The 21,019-nt window shown below is 39.9% G+C and carries 16 protein-coding genes and 1 tRNA gene; 4 read left to right on the forward strand and 13 right to left on the reverse strand.

Going from position 1 to position 21,019, the window contains the following annotated elements:
* Window positions 1–127: 127 nt before the first annotated feature.
* The 10 genes from purH to Q0507_RS03695 form a co-directional block, all read right to left on the reverse strand.
* On the reverse strand, window positions 128–1,657 hold the full coding sequence (gene purH, locus Q0507_RS03650) for a bifunctional phosphoribosylaminoimidazolecarboxamide formyltransferase/IMP cyclohydrolase (RefSeq protein ID WP_298712563.1): 1,530 nt from the start codon (window positions 1,655–1,657) through the stop codon (window positions 128–130).
* A gap of 26 nt (window positions 1,658–1,683) precedes the next feature.
* The gene (gene purN, locus Q0507_RS03655; protein ID WP_298712566.1) at window positions 1,684–2,307 is read right to left on the reverse strand and encodes a phosphoribosylglycinamide formyltransferase; all 624 of its coding nucleotides are present in this window, start codon (window positions 2,305–2,307) and stop codon (window positions 1,684–1,686) included.
* Window positions 2,300–3,361, reverse strand: coding sequence for a phosphoribosylformylglycinamidine cyclo-ligase (purM, locus tag Q0507_RS03660; protein ID WP_298712569.1), 1,062 nt, complete (start codon window positions 3,359–3,361; stop codon window positions 2,300–2,302). The genes purN and purM overlap by 8 nt, the downstream gene beginning before the upstream one ends.
* Window positions 3,348–4,766 carry an amidophosphoribosyltransferase gene (gene purF, locus Q0507_RS03665; RefSeq protein ID WP_298712572.1) on the reverse strand — a complete coding sequence of 473 codons (1,419 nt, stop codon included), beginning with the start codon at window positions 4,764–4,766 and terminating at the stop codon, window positions 3,348–3,350. Before purF ends, purM begins: the two co-directional genes overlap by 14 nt.
* Before the next feature lie 11 nt (window positions 4,767–4,777).
* Window positions 4,778–5,506: a phosphoribosylaminoimidazolesuccinocarboxamide synthase gene (purC, locus tag Q0507_RS03670; protein WP_298712574.1), complete on the reverse strand. Its 729-nt coding sequence runs from the start codon at window positions 5,504–5,506 to the stop codon at window positions 4,778–4,780.
* Window positions 5,507–5,607: 101 nt separating this feature from the next.
* The gene (gene purE / locus Q0507_RS03675) at window positions 5,608–6,099 is read right to left on the reverse strand and encodes a 5-(carboxyamino)imidazole ribonucleotide mutase (protein ID WP_298712577.1); all 492 of its coding nucleotides are present in this window, start codon (window positions 6,097–6,099) and stop codon (window positions 5,608–5,610) included.
* 434 nt (window positions 6,100–6,533) lie between these two features.
* Window positions 6,534–6,974, reverse strand: a complete 441-nt coding sequence (locus Q0507_RS03680; RefSeq protein ID WP_012863928.1) for a hypothetical protein — start codon at window positions 6,972–6,974, stop codon at window positions 6,534–6,536.
* A gap of 11 nt (window positions 6,975–6,985) precedes the next feature.
* Entirely contained in the window at window positions 6,986–7,432 is a 447-nt protein-coding gene (locus Q0507_RS03685) for a hypothetical protein (RefSeq protein ID WP_298712582.1), read from the reverse strand.
* 27 nt (window positions 7,433–7,459) lie between these two features.
* Complete coding sequence (locus tag Q0507_RS03690) at window positions 7,460–8,035, reverse strand: xanthine phosphoribosyltransferase (protein WP_298712585.1); 576 nt, start codon at window positions 8,033–8,035, stop codon at window positions 7,460–7,462.
* A gap of 254 nt (window positions 8,036–8,289) precedes the next feature.
* Window positions 8,290–9,195: a LysR family transcriptional regulator gene (locus tag Q0507_RS03695; protein WP_298712590.1), complete on the reverse strand. Its 906-nt coding sequence runs from the start codon at window positions 9,193–9,195 to the stop codon at window positions 8,290–8,292.
* Between the two features lie 267 nt (window positions 9,196–9,462).
* Here Q0507_RS03695 and Q0507_RS03700 point away from each other — a divergent pair, with 267 nt between their 5' ends.
* From Q0507_RS03700 to Q0507_RS03710, 3 genes are all read left to right on the forward strand, one after another.
* Window positions 9,463–13,203: a phosphoribosylformylglycinamidine synthase gene (locus tag Q0507_RS03700; RefSeq protein ID WP_298712595.1), complete on the forward strand. Its 3,741-nt coding sequence runs from the start codon at window positions 9,463–9,465 to the stop codon at window positions 13,201–13,203.
* 298 nt (window positions 13,204–13,501) lie between these two features.
* On the forward strand, window positions 13,502–14,737 hold the full coding sequence (locus tag Q0507_RS03705) for an FprA family A-type flavoprotein (protein WP_298712598.1): 1,236 nt from the start codon (window positions 13,502–13,504) through the stop codon (window positions 14,735–14,737).
* A gap of 220 nt (window positions 14,738–14,957) precedes the next feature.
* Window positions 14,958–15,048, forward strand: a tRNA-Ser gene (locus Q0507_RS03710).
* 177 nt (window positions 15,049–15,225) lie between these two features.
* On the opposite strand, the gene mmuM is transcribed toward Q0507_RS03710, so the two are convergent.
* The 3 genes from mmuM to Q0507_RS03725 all read right to left on the reverse strand — a co-directional run bounded on the left by mmuM (window position 15,226) and on the right by Q0507_RS03725 (window position 19,400).
* Complete coding sequence (gene mmuM, locus Q0507_RS03715) at window positions 15,226–16,239, reverse strand: homocysteine S-methyltransferase (protein ID WP_367268446.1); 1,014 nt, start codon at window positions 16,237–16,239, stop codon at window positions 15,226–15,228.
* An 88-nt stretch (window positions 16,240–16,327) separates the two neighbouring features.
* On the reverse strand, window positions 16,328–17,113 hold the full coding sequence (locus tag Q0507_RS03720; RefSeq protein WP_298712604.1) for a basic amino acid ABC transporter substrate-binding protein: 786 nt from the start codon (window positions 17,111–17,113) through the stop codon (window positions 16,328–16,330).
* 349 nt (window positions 17,114–17,462) lie between these two features.
* Window positions 17,463–19,400 (reverse strand): OPT family oligopeptide transporter, encoded by a 1,938-nt coding sequence (locus tag Q0507_RS03725; protein ID WP_298712607.1) that lies wholly within the window; start codon window positions 19,398–19,400, stop codon window positions 17,463–17,465.
* Between the two features lie 245 nt (window positions 19,401–19,645).
* Between Q0507_RS03725 and pepT the strand changes: the two genes are divergently transcribed.
* On the forward strand, window positions 19,646–20,869 hold the full coding sequence (gene pepT / locus Q0507_RS03730; RefSeq protein ID WP_298712609.1) for a peptidase T: 1,224 nt from the start codon (window positions 19,646–19,648) through the stop codon (window positions 20,867–20,869).
* Window positions 20,870–21,019 lie beyond the last annotated feature (150 nt).

A 21,019-nucleotide genomic window follows, 5' to 3' on the forward strand; every position in this document is an offset into this window, starting at 1 on the left:
AAACGCCATCAAGTTCATAATAATATAAACACATAACGGGACCACGCCAAGCATCAATACTTCTTGACCGTACAATGGATATTTTACCCTGATAGTGTTTAACAATCCGCTAACAGTTCTTAACCAATTAATGTTTAAAGTGACGAATATTTGTAAATACCATGGCAATACCCGCTTCGTCAGCCGCTTTGATGGATTCTTCATCGCGAATAGAGCCACCTGGTTGAATAATAGCTGCAATGCCATGTTTTGCCGCTGTTTCTACGGTATCGCCAAAGGGGAAGAATGCATCGGATGCCAAAACAGCACCTTTTGCGGCTTCTCCGGCTTGTTCAAGAGCAATTTTTGCAGAGCCTACGCGATTCATTTGACCAGCCCCAACTCCAAGGGTACTCTTTTCATTAGAAATCAAAATAGCATTGGACTTTACATGTTTTACAAGTTTCCATGCAAATTCAAGGGCTTTCCATTGTTCCTCTGTCGGTTGTACCTTCGTAACAACTTTATAGTTAGCACGATCTTCTACAAGATCATCTTCTGTTTGCACTAATAAACCACCTGACACCTTTTTCACTGTCACTTGGCCAGATTCCGGCTTAGATAGCTCGATGAGGCGAATATTTTTCTTTGCTTCAAGGATTTCTAATGCTTCTTTTGTGAAAGTAGGTGCCATAATAACTTCTAAGAAAATTTTGCTCATTTCCTCCGCTGTACTTGCATCTACTTCACGATTTAAGGCTACGATGCCACCAAAGGCAGATACGGAATCTGCTTCGTAAGCATTTACATATGCATCATGTAATGTAGCTGCAGTAGCGGCACCACATGGGTTCGTATGCTTAATAATACATGCAGCTGGATTAGTAAACTCCCATACCATATTCCATGCCGCTTCCATGTCTACAATATTATTATAGGAAAGTTCTTTGCCATGTAGTTGTTTCAAAGCCCCCATGCCATGAGCTGTACCAATTTCTTTGTAGAATGCTGCTTGTTGATGCGGGTTTTCGCCATATCTAAGATTTGTCACCTTTTCATAAGCGCTCAAATATTCAGGAGGTGTAGGCCCTTCATTCAAGATTCCACTCATATAATTAGCGATAGCCACATCATAAGCCGCTGTATGAGCAAAGGCTTCTTTGGCAAGACCAAAGCGATATTCCTTAGTTAATTCTCCTTGGTCTTTGAGCATCTCCAAGATTTCATCGTAATGATTTGGATTTACTACGATGCCTACGTAAGCATGATTTTTTGCTGCAGAACGAACCATCGTAGGGCCACCGATATCGATATTTTCAATAGCTTCCTCCAAGGATACATTTGGTTTTGCAATGGTTTCACGGAATGGGTAAAGATTGACCACCACAAGATCAATTGGCTCAATACCATGATCAGCCATAGCTTGTTGATGTTCCGTATTATCGCGAATAGCTAAAATGCCTCCATGTACCTTTGGATGTAAAGTTTTTACTCGGCCATCCATCATTTCTGGAAAACCCGTTAAAGACTCAACAGCCTTTGCAGAAATGCCTGCATCGGTAATCGCCTTAAGCGTACCACCTGTAGAATAGATGGTTACACCTAAATTAGCTAAGCCTTTCGCAAAGTCTACAATCCCCTTTTTATCAGAAACACTTAGTAGTGCATTTTTAATCATGTAACCTCTCCATTTGCTTTCGCATATCAATCTTCAATGTAAACAACTCTATCTTTTATAGTGAGCTTATCCTCACAAAATAGTCGTAACGCCTCTTTATATGTTTTATGTTCAATAGGCAATAATCTATCACTCAAGGTATCTTCTGTATCGTCTGGTAATAGAGGAACTGTATTCTGCATGATAATAGGACCTGTATCCATTCCGGCATCAACAAAGTGTACCGTACAACCAGTTACCTTTACGCCCGCATCGATGGCTTGTTGATGCCCATGTAGTCCCGGAAAAGATGGCAACAAGGCAGGGTGGATATTTAAAATTCTATGCTCATAGTGCTCAATCAGTGGAGCCCCTACAATACGCATATATCCAGCCAAAACGATACCATCTACCTTATAGGGCTCTAACGCATCTAACTGGGCTTGTTCAAAGCTAGTTTTAGAATCATAGTCGCTACGCTCGATGACAATGAGTGGAATATTCCAAGGTTTAGAACGTTCAACAATCCCTGCATCACCGTGATCTGTAATGATAACTACAAACTCACCATTAATATATCCATCTTGCATGGCTTTATAAAGGGCTTCCCCATTGGAGCCTCTACCGCTTGCGAATAGAGCTAGACGTTTTCTAGCTACGGAACTAGTCATTAAATACCGCCCCTTTTACAACAACTGGACCTTCGCCTTTAACGATATGACCAATTTCATAAACCGCTTCATTACGACTTTCAAGATTTGCCTTTACTCGATCCACATCCGCAGCGTCCACTACGAGGATCATGCCAATGCCCATATTAAAAGTACGGTACATTTCATGCCAATCTACATTGCCCCATTCTTGTAGCTTTTCAAAAACTGGAAGGCGAGGCCATGTATCACAATCGATCTCTGCCGTTACTCCCGTAGGTAAGACGCGAGGAATATTTTCATAGAAACCGCCGCCCGTAATATGAACCATACCTTTAATTAAATCTTCTTTAATCAACGGTAATACAGCTTTAGGGTATAAGCGCGTTGGCGTTAATAATTCTTCTCCCAGTGTTTTGCCAAATTCAGGAATATCTTGATCAATAGAGAAACCCTTGTGATCAAATACAATTTTACGAACTAAAGAGAAACCGTTAGAGTGAACCCCAGAAGAAGGTAACCCAAGAATAACGTCTCCTGCCTTGATACTTTCACCAGTAATCAATTTAGGACGATCTACGATACCAACGGCAAAACCAGCTACATCATAATCCTCATCATCGTAGAAGCCTGCCATCTCAGCAGTTTCACCGCCTAGTAAAGCGCAGCCTGATTCTTCGCACGCCTCAGCTACACCACGTACGATATCCGCCACTTTTACAGGCTCTAGTTTGCCAACCGCAATATAATCAAGGAAGAATAAAGGTGTAGCACCTTGTACGAGGATATCATTAATACTCATAGCTACACAGTCTTGACCGATAGTATCATGTTTATCCATCATAATAGCGAGACGTAATTTGGTGCCCACCCCATCTGTACCAGATACGAGCATAGGATCAGACATAGCATGACCAGCTAAGGAATAGAGTCCCCCAAAACCACCTAAATCACCAACAACACCCGGTGTATACGTGCGTTTAACAGATTCTTTCATCAGTTCTACGGCGCGATTACCTGCATCGATATCAACACCTGCATCACGATAGGTTAAACTAGTTTTATTCGAGCACATATTTGACCCCTTCCTCTTGGTCCGCAGGAACCGCTACACTATAATCACCATTGAAACATGCAAAACATAAATCATCTGGCTTTACATCAGATACAGCACGACATAGGCCTTCACGAGACAAGTAATGTAATTTATCAGCCTTGATAAAATCTCTAATTTCATCCACTGTATGAGTAGCTGCTATAAGTTCTTTACGCACCGATGTATCAATGCCATAATGACAGGAATACTCAATAGTTGGAGAACTAATACACATATAAATCTCTTTAGCACCCGCCTCTTTTAGCATTTTTACAATGATACCACTCGTAGTACCGCGCACAATAGAATCATCAATAAGGACGATACGCTTACCTCCAACAATATGTGGTAATGCATTTAGCTTCATACGAACAGCTAATTCTCGTTCCTCTTGATTTGGTTTAATAAAGGTACGACCGCTATAACGGTTCTTAACTAAACCTTCTGCAAAAGGGATACCCGATGCACGAGCATAACCTAATGCAGCTGTTGTACCGGAATCCGGAATGGACATTACGATGTCCGCATCATACTTAGTTTCGTTATATAGTTCGCGGCCCATATTTAGCCGAGATTGATATACGGATTGACCATCGATATGACTATCGCCACGTGCAAAATAGATGTATTCAAAGACGCAAAGTTTTTTATCGATTTTTTCTGGTTCCGCATAGATAGTACTACGCACACCAGAGTCATCGATGATAACCATTTCACCAGGATCTATATGACGAATAAACTCTGCCTTAATCGCATCAAAAGCACAGCTTTCACTAGAGAGCACATAACCATTTTCAGTTTTACCTAAACAAAGTGGTCTAAATCCTTGAGGGTCTCGTACACCTACTAAAGAGTCGTTCGTAGTAATGACTAAAGAGAACGCCCCTTCAATTTGACGCGCCGCATCGGCAATCCGTTCCGCTTGTGTTTCTGCTTTAGAACGGGCTATCAGGTTTACGATAACCTCAGAATCCATCGTCGTTTGAAAGATGGAACCATCGGCTTCAAGACGTTTTCGAATAGATAAGGCATTCGTTAAGTTTCCATTGTGAGCCACCGCAATTTGACCGCCTTGGTAGTGAATAACCAAAGGTTGAATATTACGCGGATTATTGGACCCGGTCGTAGAGTACCGCACATGACCAGTCCCCATATAGCTTGGCAAAGATGGTAATTCTTTGATAGCCTCGGTCAACAAGCCCATGCCTTTTTTCAGTTCTACATCATGACTATCGGTAACAGCAATGCCCGCACTTTCTTGACCACGATGTTGGAGAGCAAATAGCCCCCAATATACATAGCGTGCTACATCAACGGTCCTATCATAGATGCCGAACACACCACACTCTTCGTGCCATTTATCAAAAACAGAATCGTAGTTCATCTTCCCCCCTATTAGGCACGCTCACCTGTAAGACGGAATAACATTTCCTTATACGCTTCTTCAATATTACCAAGATCTCGACGGAAACGGTCTTTGTCGAGTTTTTCACCAGTTGTAGCATCCCAGAAACGACATGTATCAGGAGAGATTTCATCACCTAATAATACCTCGCCTTTATGAGTGCCAAATTCTAATTTAAAATCTACAAGAGTTACGTTTTTAGTAGCCAAGAATTTTTTTAAAATATCGTTTACCTTTAAAGTAATAGTAGAGATTACGTCAAGTTGCTCTTGAGTAGCCCAACCAAGTGCAGTGATTTGGGATTCGTTGGCAAACGGATCGCCTAATTCATCGTTTTTATAGCAAAACTCAAGTATTGGATGTTTAAGTGGAGTTCCTTCTTCAATGCCAAAGCGTTTAGCCATAGAGCCAGCCGCAATATTACGAACGATAACTTCAAGAGGAACTATTTTTAATGTAAGTACTGTTTGGTTGCGATCATCTTCACGACGAACGAAATGAGTTGGTACGCCTTCTTTTTTCAACAATTCAAAGAAGAAAGAGGAAATTTTGTTATTCAACACGCCTTTACCAAGGATGGTGTCATGTTTTTCACCATTAAATGCAGTGGCATCATCTTTGTAATGAACGATGTACTCATCTTTGTTATCTGTTGCATATACTTGTTTTGCTTTGCCTTCGTACAATAATGTTAATTTTTCCAAATCGATGTTAGCCATGATCTTTCTCCTTTATCATAATTAATGATACAAACTATGTAATAGATATCTAAATAAACGGTTTTTCTTAACCAATATTTAATCAGTGATGATTTAGATGATTAAATTTGAACAGCACCTTGTAGTTCTGCATTGTCTGCTAAGACTTTATCTGCCATATCTTTACGATATTGTTGATATTGTTCTTTCAGGTCTTTATTGAAAGCTGCCCCAATCTGCACTGCAAAGAGCGCCGCATTTTTAGCACCGTCTACAGCCATTGTAGCTACAGGCATACCAGATGGCATTTGAACGATAGCAAGCAGAGAATCAATGCCCATTAAAGCCGTTGCATTAAGAGGGATGCCGATAACAGGTAGTGTAGTGAAACTCGCCACCACACCAGGTAAGTGAGCCGCCGCGCCAGCACCCGCAATAAAAGCGATAACCCCTTCATCTTCAAGTCGTGTGACAAAGTTCTTCACAGCCTCTGGTGTACGATGAGCTGAGGCAATAACCATTTCATAAGGAATATTAAACTCATCAAGTACAGATGATGCCTTTTTCATTGTGTCTAGGTCAGACTTGCTGCCCATGATAATACCGACCTTCATAGATCCTCCTAATAAAAAAGCCCAGCCGAAACAGACTGGGACAAATGCGCACAAGTAGCCTCCGTAGACTTGCTTTGAATTTGTTGATTTGCATAGTTCACGGCGCTACCTCCTTCTTGTACTCAAATTGTAACACCTAACATTTACAAAAGCAATACAATTTTCGAATAATCTTATATTAAATATTTTTATTATTCGCCATATTCCGAACTATTATAATAAAACAGATTACATTATATAGATTATGTTTAAATTAATCTGTAAAATATAATAACGTTTTTTACAATTTTAGAGTAACTCAAAGTAATTCTATTAATCAAATATTTGTATGATTTTTCTTATCCATATAAAAAAGCGGATAACCCGGTTAAAAACAGGTTATCCGCTCTTCATAATTCCGAACATTAGACCACTTAACTTGTATCTATTATTGATTAGTGAGTACCGCTTTCAAAGGCAGCTTTCAATTCACCTACAGATTCAGGAATATAATCTACAATAGAAGACATCAACGCATACATCAATGCCGGCTCGAACGCATCATCACCACACATATATACACAATCCAAGTATAAACTAGAATCTTGTTCATCGATATATAGTTTGTAATTTTTATACGTCGCATTATCCCGATTGATTAAGGCATTCAAAGCGTTCATATTTTGTGCCGTTACCTTTTCAGGGCCCAACACCAAACGAATTACGCTATAAATACTGTTATCGAGAATGACGAACAAAGGCATATCCCATAATGGGGATTTGATATAAGAACGATATACTACAGTACCGTCTTCATCATCAAAATCCTTGCGTTCAAAAGATATGATTTCTTCTTCTTTCAAGAACTTATCAAATAATAAGGATTTAGGATTCATAACAACCTCTATTAAGCTAAACCAGCGACTTTAAGAATATCTTTATGTACAGCATCTAAATGCGGTTGAATTACTTCGAGCAAAAGATTTACTACTACGGTAGGATCAAATTGTTTATTTAAACATGGCATAGACACATCCATATAAATATTATTGTCTTCAACGCTCACATAATATTTTGACACTTTATAATCTTGATTTAACGTGTTAAGCTCTTTCAACACGGCAGGAATCACTTTTTCATCAATAGATGTTGTTGTGATAGCAATGCGTGCATAAGTAAACGCGGAATCGTCTACAACGATGAACACAGGTAGGCTATGGTCATGAACATCCAAACGACCATGATATACAACTGTATTAAGATCATCTGTCATTTCTTCCTTTGTAAACCAAGTGTTGCCGCCTTTGTTAAGATCAGCAACGAGTAAGTCGAATTTTTCTGCTTTTTTATTCATAATTCCCTCTAACAATAATCAGACTAATTAGTCTTCGATAAACACACAACCATTATCTTTGAATTCTTTAATGCGAACTAAAGACTCTACACGGTAGCCCGCATTTTCGAGGCGTTCACGACCAGGTTGGAAGGATTTTTCGATAGCAATAGCCATTCCTACCACTTCATCACCTGCGTCTTGAACCAATCTAGCAAGGCCCATAGCAGCCTCACCAGATGCCAAGAAGTCATCGATAATCAACACTTTTTCGCCAGCTGGCAAGAATTTTTTAGAAATAGTGATATCATAATTCTCTTCTTTTGTATAAGAGTACACAACACTATGATATACATCATCTACCATAAGGATGGATTTTTTCTTACGCGCAAATACCAATGGCACGTCTAGTTCAAGCGCGGCCATCAACGCCAACGCAATACCAGATGCTTCGATGGTAACAATACGTTGTACACCTGCATCACGGTAACGATCCGCGATTTCTTTACCAATTGCCTTAAACAATTGTGGATCGATTTGATGGTTTAAGAAACCATCTACTTTCAGCACCCGATTATTGAGGACAATCCCCTCTTCACGAATGCGTTCTTTTAATAATTCCATGTGCTCATACCTCCGCATAACTATCTTTAAATTTTAACGTAAACAACCCCTTAGGGTCAACCTATATCTAGTAAAAGTCTTATAATATAACCCATAAATGTCATTGCCAATATGACTTAAATATTTTGTATATGAATTATATAACTCAACTGCTTTATAAGAATATAATATAGCACGGCAAAACTTATACTAATATATAAAAAGACACACTTTAAGAAAGTTTCCTAAAGTATGTCTTTAAACATGTCTTTTTCTTATAAAATTTTATCTCGAGTACTTTCACGATTAACTAGCAAGGAAGTAAATCTCGCAGCCCCTTCAGATTGAGGAACCAAGCGTGAGCGCACAAGCACAATGTCCCGTGTTGGTACCGGAATATCTGTATCGATGCGCACAATCGTCCCTTCTTGCATTTTTTGTTGCACCACATGATTAGGCAACATGGAAATACCCATATTGATTTCTACAAGGTCTAGTAATACATCGACGCTACCTAATTCAAAGCGAGGCTTACGACAAGCGCCATGAGTCACATCGTCAAAGAATGTACGACTAGCAGAGCCTTTATGCAAGAGCAAAATAGGCTCGTTAAGAAGGCGCCCTTGATCAAAGAATCCCGCCCCTTTATAGTCAGGACCGCCAACAAAGACGTCTTGAATTGTAGCTAGCGTAGTTACCTCTAACTGAGGATTATCTCTCAATCCCTCATAATCATTAACCACAGCTAATTGCGCCTCTTTATTGAGTACCAATTCTACACAATCAGGAGACGGACGATTGATAATATGTAAGCCAATTTCACTTTCTTGTAATTGCCATTTATGGAAATAAGGCAATAAGAAATGGCGACACAAAGTATCTGTGGCAGCCAAATTTAAACTTTCATAAGCTTGGTTAACGCGTTCTTGTAATTGGGTAACACCATTATCAAGAATGGAAAAAGCTTTAGCTACCGTATCAAACAATTCTTTGCCTTCTGGCGTGAACCCTACAGATTTTGTAGTGCGCACGAAAAGAGGCATATTAAGTTCCCCTTCTAATTGTTTAATACTTTGACTGATGGCGGATTGGGACACGCCTAATTCTTTTGCGGCACGAGAAAAGGATAAATATAAGCCTACCCCTAAAAAGGTTCTATATAAATCTGCAGATACTGCCATTTTATTCACCTCTGTTATATACTAATAGTAACGTCTTACTTTTAAATATACATATCATTACTCTATTATAACTATAGACTCTCAATATATAATGAATATGTAGAAATCTTCATGAAAGTTAGGTCTTATGACCTTCATGAACTTTTCATATTCATTAGTATTTCTAATCTTTTCATTAGTAAGATTATCTTTACTTATAAGTCTAGACCGACTATACTTAATTTGTCAATATCCCATAGGGAATTATATACATTACAGGAGGCTACAATGGCTATACAACGATTATTCGTAACAAAACGAGAATCTTTCAACCAAGAAGCACAACGCATGTTACATACCTTACAACAGGAATTATCTATGCCTGCTACAAATGTAACTATCTATGAACGATACGACATTGAAAATTTAGATGCAAAAGATTTAGAGTCTGCAAAAAATCTAATTTTCTCCGAACCTCCTGTAGATACAGTATTAGAAGAAATTCCAAATGTTCAAGGCTTTGTATTCGCTGTTGAATATGTGCCAGGTCAGTACGATCAACGTGCTGACAGTGCAGAGCAATGTATTTCTATGCTCACCCTCACATCTGGCCACATCGTACGCTGCGCTCGCGTATACGCTATAGAAGGTACTTTCACAAAAGAACAGGAAAATGCCATCAAAGCATACTACATTAACCCTGTTGATTCCCGCGAAGCGAGCCTTGATGTGCCAAATACATTAGCTCTCAATTTAGAAGATCCAAAGCCAGTGGCAACAATCGATCGCTTTACTACGATGAGCGATGCTGATTTAGAAGCGCTCATCAAAAACTACGGTCTTGCTATGACATTAGCAGACCTTCAAATGATTAGACAACAATACGCAGAGGTAGAACACCGCGATCCTACGATTACAGAAATTCGACTCTTCGATACATATTGGTCTGACCACTGCCGTCACACTACCTTTATGACGGAATTGACGGATATCACTATTGAAGACAGTCGCTTCACAGGCTCTATAAAGGAAGCCCTCGAAGAATATATGGACGGCCGTACTGAGCTCTACACGACTAAGAAAAAAGCTCGCTCCCTCATGGACATGGCTACATTGGCTGTAAAAGAATTGCGCCACGCTGGCGGTCTAACAAATCTCGATGAATCCGATGAAATCAATGCATGTACCATCATCGTACCTGTCGATGTAAACGGCAAAACCGAAGAATGGTTATTATTGTTCAAAAACGAAACCCATAACCACCCTACCGAAATCGAACCATTTGGTGGCGCAGCTACCTGTTTAGGTGGCTGTATTCGCGACCCATTGAGTGGCCGCGCTTATGTATACCAAGCTATGCGCATCACAGGCTCTGGCGATCCACATACAAGCCTTGAAAATACGTTAGAAGGAAAACTACCACAAAAGAAAATCACCCAAGAAGCGGCTCGTGGCTATTCCTCTTACGGCAACCAAATTGGCCTTGCTACAGGTGAAGTAAAAGAATATTACCATCCTGGCTACGTAGCGAAACGCATGGAAATTGGTGCTGTTATCGGTGCCGCGCCTCGCAACCAAGTTCGCCGCGAAGAGCCGACTGCCGGTGATGTTGTAGTATTGCTGGGTGGTAAAACTGGTCGTGATGGCTGTGGTGGCGCTACAGGTTCCTCTAAAGAACATACCGTTGACTCTCTAGCCACATGCGGTGCAGAGGTTCAAAAAGGCAATGCTCTTACAGAGCGTAAAATCCAACGTTTATTCCGTCGTGGCGAAGTAACGACACTTATCAAACGTTGTAATGACTTCGGCGCAGGCGGTGTATCTGTCGCTATCGGTGAATTAACTGATGGTTTATCAATCAATCTCGACTTAGTCCCTAAAAAATACGCTGGCCTCGATGGTACAGAGTTAGCCATTTCTGAATCACAAGAGCGCATGGCCTGTGTCATCGCCGCTTCTGATGTAGAAGCGTTCAAAGCATACTGCGACGAAGAAAACTTGGAATGCACAGTTGTAGCTGAGGTAACTGATACAAATCGCCTTGTTATGAACTGGAATGGCGAAACAATTGTAGATATTAGCCGCGACTTTTTAAATACAAATGGTGCTAGCCAACAACAAGAAGCTATCGTAAAAGCTCCGGCAGATCGCTCTTACTTCTTACGCGGTTCTGCTAGTGCAGATAACTTCAAAGAAAAATGGCTCGCAGCCGTATCCGATTTAAATGCAGCCTCCCAACAAGGCTTAGCAGAACGCTTTGACAGCACTGTGGGTGCTAATACGGTGCTCATGCCATTCGGTGGTAAGTTCCAAAAAACGCCTACCCAAGGCATGGTAGCCAAATTACCTGTTCTAAACGGTGAAACTACAACAGCCAGCATCATGACTCATGGCTTTGTACCTGAGTTATCTGCATGGAGCCCTTATCATGGTGCACAATATGCAGTGCTTTTATCTGTAGCAAAATTAGTAGCTCTTGGCGGTCGCCGTGAAGATGCATACTTAACATTACAAGAATATTTCGAACGCCTCAACTCTAAAGAATCTTGGGGTAAACCAGTAGCTGCACTTCTCGGTGCTTATAAGGCACAAAAAGAACTTGAAATCGGCGCTATCGGCGGCAAAGACTCTATGAGCGGTACATTTATGGACCTTACGGTTCCGCCTACCCTCGTATCCTTTGCGGTTGGTACAGCTAATATAGATAATATCGTGAGCCAAGACCTTAAAGGCGTAGATCACCGCCTTGTATTCTTTGATGTACCTCGTACATACGATGACACTCCTGATTGGGATCGATTCAAAGAAAACTGCGATACACTACAAGAACAAATTGAAAAAGGTCGCGTTTACTCCGCCTATGTAGTTGATCAAGGCGGCATTCCTGAAGCAGTAACAAAAATGGCGCTCGGCAATAATATCGGTGTTAAATTCGATAAATACGCTGAACGTGGTATCTTCCAACCAGCTCTCGGTTCCTTCATCGTTGAAGTAGATATTACAGCTGTTAACTATCTTTTAGAGTTGCCTGATGTGAAAGTTATCGGTGTAACCCAATCAAATCCTGTTATCAAATGGGAAGGTCAATCCGTATCGCTCAAAGAAGTGCAAGCGGCCTATGAAGCACCTCTAAGCGATATCTTCCCAATGTACGCACCAAACGGCTTTGGTGAAGCAGTCGCTTACATTCATGACCAACACGCTAAGCCTCGCAGCGCATCCTTAGGTGCAAAACCAAAAGTTCTCATCCCAGTATTCCCTGGTACAAACTGTGAATTCGACTCTGCTCGTGCCTTTGAGCGGGCTGGTGCAGAAACAGATATCGTGCTCATCCGCAACCAAACTCCAGAACAATTAAAAGAATCTATCGACGTAATCAAAGCTAAATTAGCAGAGTCTCAAATTCTTATGTTCCCAGGAGGTTTCAGCGCTGGTGACGAGCCAGATGGTTCTGGTAAATTCATGGCTACCCTCTTCCGCAATCCATACCTTGCAGAAGGCTTAGAAAACCTCTTGTACAAACAAGATGGCCTTGTATTAGGTATTTGTAACGGCTTCCAAGCACTTATCAAGTTAGGCTTGTTACCTGGTGGACACATTGAAACCTTAACCGAAGATCATCCTACATTGACATACAACACGATTGGTCGTCACTTGTCTCGCATGGTCAACACGAAAGTTATTTCCACTAAATCTCCGTGGATGAGCGATGCCAAGGCAGGTGAAATTTACACAGTACCAATTTCCCACGGCGAAGGTCGATTTATTGCTTCCCCTCAACAAGTGTTAGAGTTCAATAAAACTGGCCAAATCGCTACACAATATGTAGACTTTGATGGTATTGCCTCCATGGATAGTCGCTTCAATCCAAATCAATCTGTAGCCGCTATCGAAGGTATTTATAGTCCTGATGGTCGCGTATTCGGCAAAATGGCACACTCCGAACGCTGTGGTGCAGGCATTAGCAAAAATATTCCTGGACAACTAGAAATGCCAATCTTTACATCTGGCGTAAAATACTTTAAATAATTTGTTACTATACTTTCATGTGAAAGCCTACTACTCACAGTAGGCTTTTCTCATTTTATAAAATATTATATCTATACGAATTAAAATCATAATACGCCAAATAAGCCCTACCTATTCCCCTCAAAACTATATAGGTAGCTACTATGCAAATGATATCTTTCACATTTTCCATATTTGCAAAGCCTATCATATTGATTTTTTTCGAAAATATTAGTATTATTAATTGATAACATATTTACAGACATGAGTTTTATGTAAACCTATACATACCTAGTGTGAGTTAAGAAAGGATTTTATTATGCATTGTGCTCAGAAAATGACTCATAATATCTACTGGATTGGTAGTAATGACTGGACAACAGAACGTTTCGAAAACTTATTCCCTATTCCAAATGGTGTTAGCTATAACAGCTATTTCATCGACGATGAAAAAACTTGTGTCGTAGACTCTGTAGATGCTGAAATTCGCGAAGAGTACTTCGACAACTTGACTCACCTCTTAAATGGTCGTGAACTTGATTACATCGTTGTAAACCATATGGAGCCAGATCATTGCCAAACATTGTTGGAAACATTGGAACGTTATCCAAATTGTAAAATGGTTGGTAACGCAACAACATTCCGCATGTTCGAACAATTCTACAACACTCCAAAGCCAGAACAATACCATCAAATTAAAGAAGGCGACGAAATCTGTTTAGGTAAACATACACTTGTTTCCTACACTATGCCTATGGTTCACTGGCCAGAAGTAACTTGTACATTCGAAAAATCTACAGGTACATTGTTCTCTGCAGATGCTTTCGGTACATTTGGTACTATTAACGGCAACATTTTTGCTGACCAAACTGATTTCGTAGCAACTTACGAAGAAGAAGCTCGTCGCTACTACACAAATATCGTTGGCAAATACGGTCCTCAAGTACAAAATGCAATTCGCAAGGTTTCTTCTCTTGAAATCAAACGCATTGCTCCGCTTCATGGCCCAATCTGGCGTACACCTGAAACGATCGAATATATCTTACACAAATACTTGCACTGGTCCAGCTACACAGCTGAGAAAAAAGGTGTTGTAATTGCCTTCGGTTCCATGTATGGTAACACTCGTGACATTGCTCAACAATTGGCAAAACAATTGTCCCGCCGCGGTATTACTGATATCAAAATTTACGATGTTTCCAAAACAAATGCTTCCTACATCATTTCTGATGCTTGGAAATATACTAACTTGGTAACTATCGCACCAACATACAACTTGAGCTTATACCTAACTATGGAAAACTTCATCCACGAGTTGAAAGCCCTTAACTTCCAAAACCATAAGGTATCCATCATCGGTAACCACTCCTGGGCTTCCGCTGCAATGAAAACAATGGTTTCCCACTTCGAAAACGACTTCAAAGATATTGAAATCGTATCTGAACCACTAGACATCAAATCCTCTTTGAAAGAAGAAGACATTCCATTGATCGAAAAAATGGCAGACGATATCAAAGCTTCCATCGAAGCAGCCGAAATCAAAGACGTATTCTAATACGAATTACAAAGCCGCCTAAACAGGCGGCTTGTTTTTTTATATACCAGATTTACACAACTAAAACCAATCCCTAACCTTCGATTTATACCGGTTTATCGCAATCAAAACCTATATTTCATAAGCCTTGTAAATATGCAATAATTCTACTATTTTTTGCTTGACATAAATCTAACTTTTTCATATACTATACAAGTACCTGTTACACAACAGAATACATGGAGAGGTGTCCGAGCGGCTGAAGGAGCATGATTGGAAATCATGTGTGCGGTTATCCCGTACCCAGGGTTCAAATCCCTGTCTCTCCGCCATAGTAAAAGCAGTGCTTATGCACTGCTTTTTTATTTTCTACGATAAAAAAGTGATTTGTATAACGCTACTTTTATATCATTGTCGCATGATTTTATAAATAAAAATACTATTCCAGCACACAAAACGGCTATTCAAGTTAAACTTGAATAGCCGTTTTATCTATGTATCACATCATATTAATTATGAATTTTTTTAGCAATATCACCGATAATCTCAGGTGTCGTTCTACAACAGCCACCAATGATTTCAGCCCCAGCTTTTCGCCATACTTCAACGTAGTCTACAAATGATGCAGGATCTCCAAACCAAGTCTTAGTTTTACTATCATAGCTTTCACCAAGATTAGGATATACAGCAATCGGTTTATCTGTAACCGTTCGAATATCTTTAATCAAAGATTCTACATGTTCAGGTTTACTACAATTAATACCAATCCCCGTAATAGAATGTACCTTATCAATCATTTGTGCGCATTTAATGATGGTTTCACCACTAGAAACATGGTGACTATCCTTACAAGAAAAAGCAATCCACCCGGGAATACCTTTTGATGTAAACGGATCAGACATAGCTCTTGCGATAGCAATAGCTTCAGCATAAGACGGTATAGTTTCAAAGGATAATATATCTGGATTTTCTTCACAGAATAATGCTAATCGAGGAATGTGGAATACCTCTAGATATTCTGTTTGCACATCAGGATAACCACGGTATTCAGAACCATCCGCCAAGAAAGCGCCATAAGGTCCTACAGAAGCTGCCACCAACGGTTTAGGTAAAGCACCTTCAGAAAAATATCTAACCCCCTCAGGAGTCTCTTCACCAAGCGTAATACCACGCAATGTAAGTGCCCCACTCGCCTTGGCTTCTAAAAACTCATTACGAGCTTGCACAGCTAAACGAACAGATAATTTAACTAGCTCTATCGCCTCTTCCGTGCCATAACCTAAGCCTTTAAAGCCTGCTACTGTCGCTTGATAGCCAGAGCTTTGAATGATATCGGCGCCAGCAGCCAAATAAGAAATATGTATTTTCTTAATAATATCTGGCTGATCCATGAGAACTTTAGCAGACCACAACTTATGTTGGATATTACAGCCATAACGCTCTAATTCGGTCCCTAAAGCTCCATCTAAGACGAGGGCGCCCTTTTCCTTAATAATATCTAAAAATGCACTTCGTTTAGCCATCATATCACCCATTCTATACATACCTCATATAACCTGAGGCTTACCTAGCATATTATATCAAATAATACATTCTGGTACTATCTACAAACTATTTTAATACCTCTGCTGGAGGCTCCTTACCAAACCATTTCTTATAAATTTCTGCGTATTTGCCATTTGCTTTGATTTTAGCCAAACCATCATTGATTTTATTAAGCAACTCTGTATTGCCTTTTTTCACAGCAATGCCTAATGGCGCCGCATCATAATCTTCTCCAGTGACCTTTGCGATACCTTTGCCCTTACCATTAACATAATACTCGTTTACCGGTGTATCATTGATAACTACATCGACGCCTTTATTTTGTAGTTCTAAGAAAGCATCGACGATGATATTAAACTGACGTACCTCGGCATTTGGAATCTTACTAGCAATCTCTGCACCAGTAGAACCAATAGACACACCAATGCGTTTCCCTTCTAGATCCTTAAAGCTGTTAATATTGGTGTTATCAATGTTAACAACGAGACCATTACCTGCAATATAGTACGGTTTACTAAAATCAACGGATTTTGCTCGTTCTTCAGAAATAGTCATATCCGAAATGGCGATGTCGATTGTATTACTTTGTAGTGCTGGTAAAAGCGCATCAAAGTTCAAATTTTGAATATCTGTTTCTATGCCCTCTTCTTTAGCGATAGCATTGATAATATCAATATCAAAACCAGCTAGTTTACCACTATCTTTATCTTTAAAACCAAACGGTGCATAGGTCGCATCAGTACCTACGCGCCATACCTTCTGACTATTACCTGTATTACCACAGCCAGCGATTAATAAACTACTAGCAATGGTGAAAGCTCCCAATAGAGCTGCTATTTTCTTAAATTTCATGTTACTACCCTTATTTGGCTCCGTTCTATCTAGAAACAGAGCTCTTCTTAATCAACTAATATATTTATACTTACACTTATGAGCATAATAAAAATAATACCTCTAGAGGTATTATAGTTTTATGATAACATTCGATATAGTTATGGTCAATAAATCCGACTATACCAATAGGTATTATATAAGTATAGCTTTTAACTATATCAAAAAGAATATTTCTATGTATATAAAAAGACCGCCTTTACCAAGCACAGATGAAACTTGATAAAGGCGGTTATCCCCAAGATGGAGAATTCCAAGCTATTTAAAATAAATAAGGAATTCACTTTATTGAGGATTTACTATATTTAATTTATTTAGCATGTTTAGTTTTTATATACATAGCTACCTTGTACAAGAACGTACAGAGTAACAAGTACATTACGATACTAAGGTATGTCGCTTCAGGTGTTTCTACCCAAGCCTCTGCAAATACATCAACACCTGCAATGCGAAGTACCGCACTGAACAAGGAGCCAATAGCACCACCGGCTACTAGGCCAGAGGCAATTGTACTACCTTTGGAGAAGCGAAGATCTGTCAATTCTTTATCTTTTGTACTATTTTGTACAAAGTACGCAATCAAACCTCCGATAAGTAATGGTGTATTAATTTCCATTGGCAAGTATGTGCCCAAGGCAAATGCCAACGGCGGAACTCTTACCATCCACAAGATAATTGCAAATAATGCACCAGCCATGTAAAGAGGCCATTGAGCACTACCACCAGTCATCATTGGCTCAATGATGGCGGCCATAGCGTTCGCTTGAGGTGCATTTAATGCGTGATCTCCTACAAATCCATAAGCATCGTTCAAAAGAATCATAACACCTACAGAAAGTACGGCACAAAGAATAGTACCAACGATTTGCCATTGTTCCATTTTCTTAGGGGTAGCACCTGTCATATGTGCCACCTTAAGCTCAGACATGAAGTTACCAGCCATCCCAATAGTAGTACCGATAAAGGATGCCATCATGAGGACTGCAATCATACCGATCTTACCAGTCATACCTGCTGCGGTTAAGCATACAGCGGAGATGATAATCATAAAGATTGTCATACCTGAAACTGGTTCTGTACCTGTATAAGCGATAGAGCTAATCCCCACTACAGATAATAGGAAGGACATAATAAGAACAATTAAGAACGCTACAATTGTTTGTCCGAAGCTTTCAGCATACATAAAATGGAAATATGCTGCAAATAAAACTGTACATAACAAGATGCCAGCACCAATCCAAGATGTAGGTACATCACGTTGTGTACGAAGCAAATTAACATCTACAGTTTTAGAACTAAAGATATCAAGCACTGCATTTTTAACAACGCTAGCTACTACTTTGGACATCGTAATTAGACCGATGATACCTGCCATAGCGAGCATGCCGATACCAATATGGCGAACATAATCGAGGAATACCTTGCGAATTGGGGCCTCGCCCAATGGAACTGCATGACCGCCAATTTGCATAATATGTTCAGGTGCTAAATAGTACACAATCGGAATACATACAAACCAAGAGAAGAAAGAACCGGCTGCAATGATAGCCGCATAGCGAAGGCCCGTGAAATAACCAAGGCCAAGCAATGCTGCATCAGTATCTACCGCTGCAGTTAGCTTAGTTTGATCTGCAAGAGCTGCCCCCCACTTAAAGGTAGCAGTGCGAATAACCTCTTGCCACCACCCTAAACTATTAAGAATAAAGTCATACACGAGAGCAATTAAACCAGAGCCAAGCATAAGTTTTGCTTTGCTACCTTCATTACTCATCAATACTTCCGCTGCAGCACGACCACTGGGGAACGGATACACATAGTGCATTTCTTCAACGAAATAGCGGCGAAACATAACGCATAATAAAACACCTAAAACGCCGCCAAGAATGATAGGGATCGCCATTTGTACAAAGGATACATCTGTTACATTCCAGATGTAAAGGGCTGGCAAAAAGAACATAGCCCCTGCTAATGTGTTCGTACTAGAACTAGCGATAGCTTGAATGTGTACGGTTTCAGCAAAAGCATTTTGTCGCTTTAAAATAACTGCTGTACCCATAGCAAGTACAGATACTGGTGCAAAGGCATCTACTGTTTGACCGATTTTCAAACATAAATAGCCAACAGCCAGTGTGAAAACTGCCGCATAGAACAAGCCCCAGAAGACTACATATGAGTTGATCTCTACGTAATCCTTCTTAGGATCTAACACCGGTTCTACGGGCGGAATGGTATGAACTTCGTCCGACATAGTAAAACCTCCTAACAAAAAAGTACAAACGTATAACTATTCACCTTTATACTAACACGGTACTATACATGGTTCAATGGTTTTCTATGCACTATGCGAATATAATATCTCACGCCCTATAAATAATTATTTTGCATTTTTAGCGCCCCTGTTCTACAATGAAAGTATATTAAGAATCTCTATTATGTAACAGCATTGAATACTGCACTGTATAATACGTATGTTTACTTACGAGGAGGCTCATTATGGAATCAATGGTCGAACGTTTTGTACGCTATACAAGCATAAATACACGGTCTAATGAGGAAAGTACAACCATTCCTAGTACTCAAACTCAAGTAGACTTTGCTATGAATGTGCTCGTTCCTGATTTAAAAGCAATCGGTTTAGATGAGGTTATTTACAATCGTGAAAATGGTTTTGTCATCGGTACGCTCAATGCTAATACAGATGAAAAAGCTCCTGCTATCGGCTTTATTGCGCATATGGATACAGCCGATTACAACGCTGAAAATATTAAGCCTCGCATCGTAGAAAACTATGATGGCGGTGATATTTGCCTTAACGAAGAACATCAAATCTTCACCCGTCGTGCAGATTTTCCAAATCTAAAAAATTATATTGGCAAATCCTTAGTTGTAACCGATGGTCTAACACTTCTTGGCGGTGATGACAAGGCAGGTATCTGCGAAATCATGGAAGCTCTCGCCTACCTCGTGGCTCACCCAGAAATTAAACACGGTAAGATTATGTGTGCTTTCGGTCCAGACGAAGAAATCGGTACTGGTGCAGACCACTTTGATGTTAAACAATTCCCTGTGGACTATGCTTACACTATCGATGGTGAAAGCTTGGGCCAACTTGAATACGAAACCTTTAATGCTGCAGGCGGTACCGTTACCCTTAAAGGCGTTTCGGTTCACACAGGCACAGCTAAAGGCATTATGATCAACTGTGCTAAATTAGCTATGCAATTCGATACTTTATTACCAGGAGCAGCCGTTCCTGAGCACACCTGTGGTCGCCAAGGTTTCTTTATGCTCATGAGCATGGAAACACAAGTAGATACTGGTAAAATGAATTACATTATCCGCGACCACGACAAGGAATTGTTCGAAGCGAAAAAAGCCTTTTTCCTACAAGCTGGCCAAACATTAAACGAAATTTATGGTCGCGAAGTATGTGAAGTGACTGTAAAAGACCAATACTACAACATGTACGATGTCATCAAAGACAATATGGAATGCGTAAACGTAGCCAAAGCAGCTATGGAAAAGGCTGGCATTACACCTCTTTGCGATCCTATCCGCGGCGGCACAGATGGTTCCAAAATCTCCTTCATGGGTATTCCTACGCCAAATATTTTTACAGGTGTAGAAAATCTACATGGTCGTCATGAATTTGCATGTATCGATGATATGAAGAAAGCCGTTGAAGTTATCGTCAATATCGTAAATATTGAAAAATAATAACATTAGTAAAGCAGTACTAAAATACATTTGTCGAATATTATATTAAACCCAAATGCTTTAACAAGCTTAAATCCTAAAATGAGCGCTAACATAAGAATAACTTCAGATGTTCAGACGTTAGAAAAAGTTAATACTCAAAAAGGACTA

It is taken from the genome of uncultured Veillonella sp. (assembly GCF_938010505.1).
Lineage (GTDB): Bacteria > Bacillota > Negativicutes > Veillonellales > Veillonellaceae > Veillonella.

What these genes read in the sequence shown, in the direction of transcription:
- purH (WP_298712563.1), bottom strand. Translation starts at nt 1,657, where the DNA reads ATGATTAAAAATGCACTACTAAGTGTTTCTGATAAAAAGGGGATTGTA.
- purN (WP_298712566.1), bottom strand. Translation starts at nt 2,307, where the DNA reads ATGACTAGTTCCGTAGCTAGAAAACGTCTAGCTCTATTCGCAAGCGGT.
- purM (WP_298712569.1), bottom strand. Translation starts at nt 3,361, where the DNA reads ATGTGCTCGAATAAAACTAGTTTAACCTATCGTGATGCAGGTGTTGAT.
- purF (WP_298712572.1), bottom strand. Translation starts at nt 4,766, where the DNA reads ATGAACTACGATTCTGTTTTTGATAAATGGCACGAAGAGTGTGGTGTG.
- purC (WP_298712574.1), bottom strand. Translation starts at nt 5,506, where the DNA reads ATGGCTAACATCGATTTGGAAAAATTAACATTATTGTACGAAGGCAAA.
- purE (WP_298712577.1), bottom strand. Translation starts at nt 6,099, where the DNA reads ATGAAGGTCGGTATTATCATGGGCAGCAAGTCTGACCTAGACACAATG.
- Q0507_RS03680 (WP_012863928.1), bottom strand. Translation starts at nt 6,974, where the DNA reads ATGAATCCTAAATCCTTATTATTTGATAAGTTCTTGAAAGAAGAAGAA.
- Q0507_RS03685 (WP_298712582.1), bottom strand. Translation starts at nt 7,432, where the DNA reads ATGAATAAAAAAGCAGAAAAATTCGACTTACTCGTTGCTGATCTTAAC.
- Q0507_RS03690 (WP_298712585.1), bottom strand. Translation starts at nt 8,035, where the DNA reads ATGGAATTATTAAAAGAACGCATTCGTGAAGAGGGGATTGTCCTCAAT.
- Q0507_RS03695 (WP_298712590.1), bottom strand. Translation starts at nt 9,195, where the DNA reads ATGGCAGTATCTGCAGATTTATATAGAACCTTTTTAGGGGTAGGCTTA.
- Q0507_RS03700 (WP_298712595.1), top strand. Translation starts at nt 9,463, where the DNA reads ATGGCTATACAACGATTATTCGTAACAAAACGAGAATCTTTCAACCAA.
- Q0507_RS03705 (WP_298712598.1), top strand. Translation starts at nt 13,502, where the DNA reads ATGCATTGTGCTCAGAAAATGACTCATAATATCTACTGGATTGGTAGT.
- mmuM (WP_367268446.1), bottom strand. Translation starts at nt 16,239, where the DNA reads ATGGCTAAACGAAGTGCATTTTTAGATATTATTAAGGAAAAGGGCGCC.
- Q0507_RS03720 (WP_298712604.1), bottom strand. Translation starts at nt 17,113, where the DNA reads ATGAAATTTAAGAAAATAGCAGCTCTATTGGGAGCTTTCACCATTGCT.
- Q0507_RS03725 (WP_298712607.1), bottom strand. Translation starts at nt 19,400, where the DNA reads ATGTCGGACGAAGTTCATACCATTCCGCCCGTAGAACCGGTGTTAGAT.
- pepT (WP_298712609.1), top strand. Translation starts at nt 19,646, where the DNA reads ATGGAATCAATGGTCGAACGTTTTGTACGCTATACAAGCATAAATACA.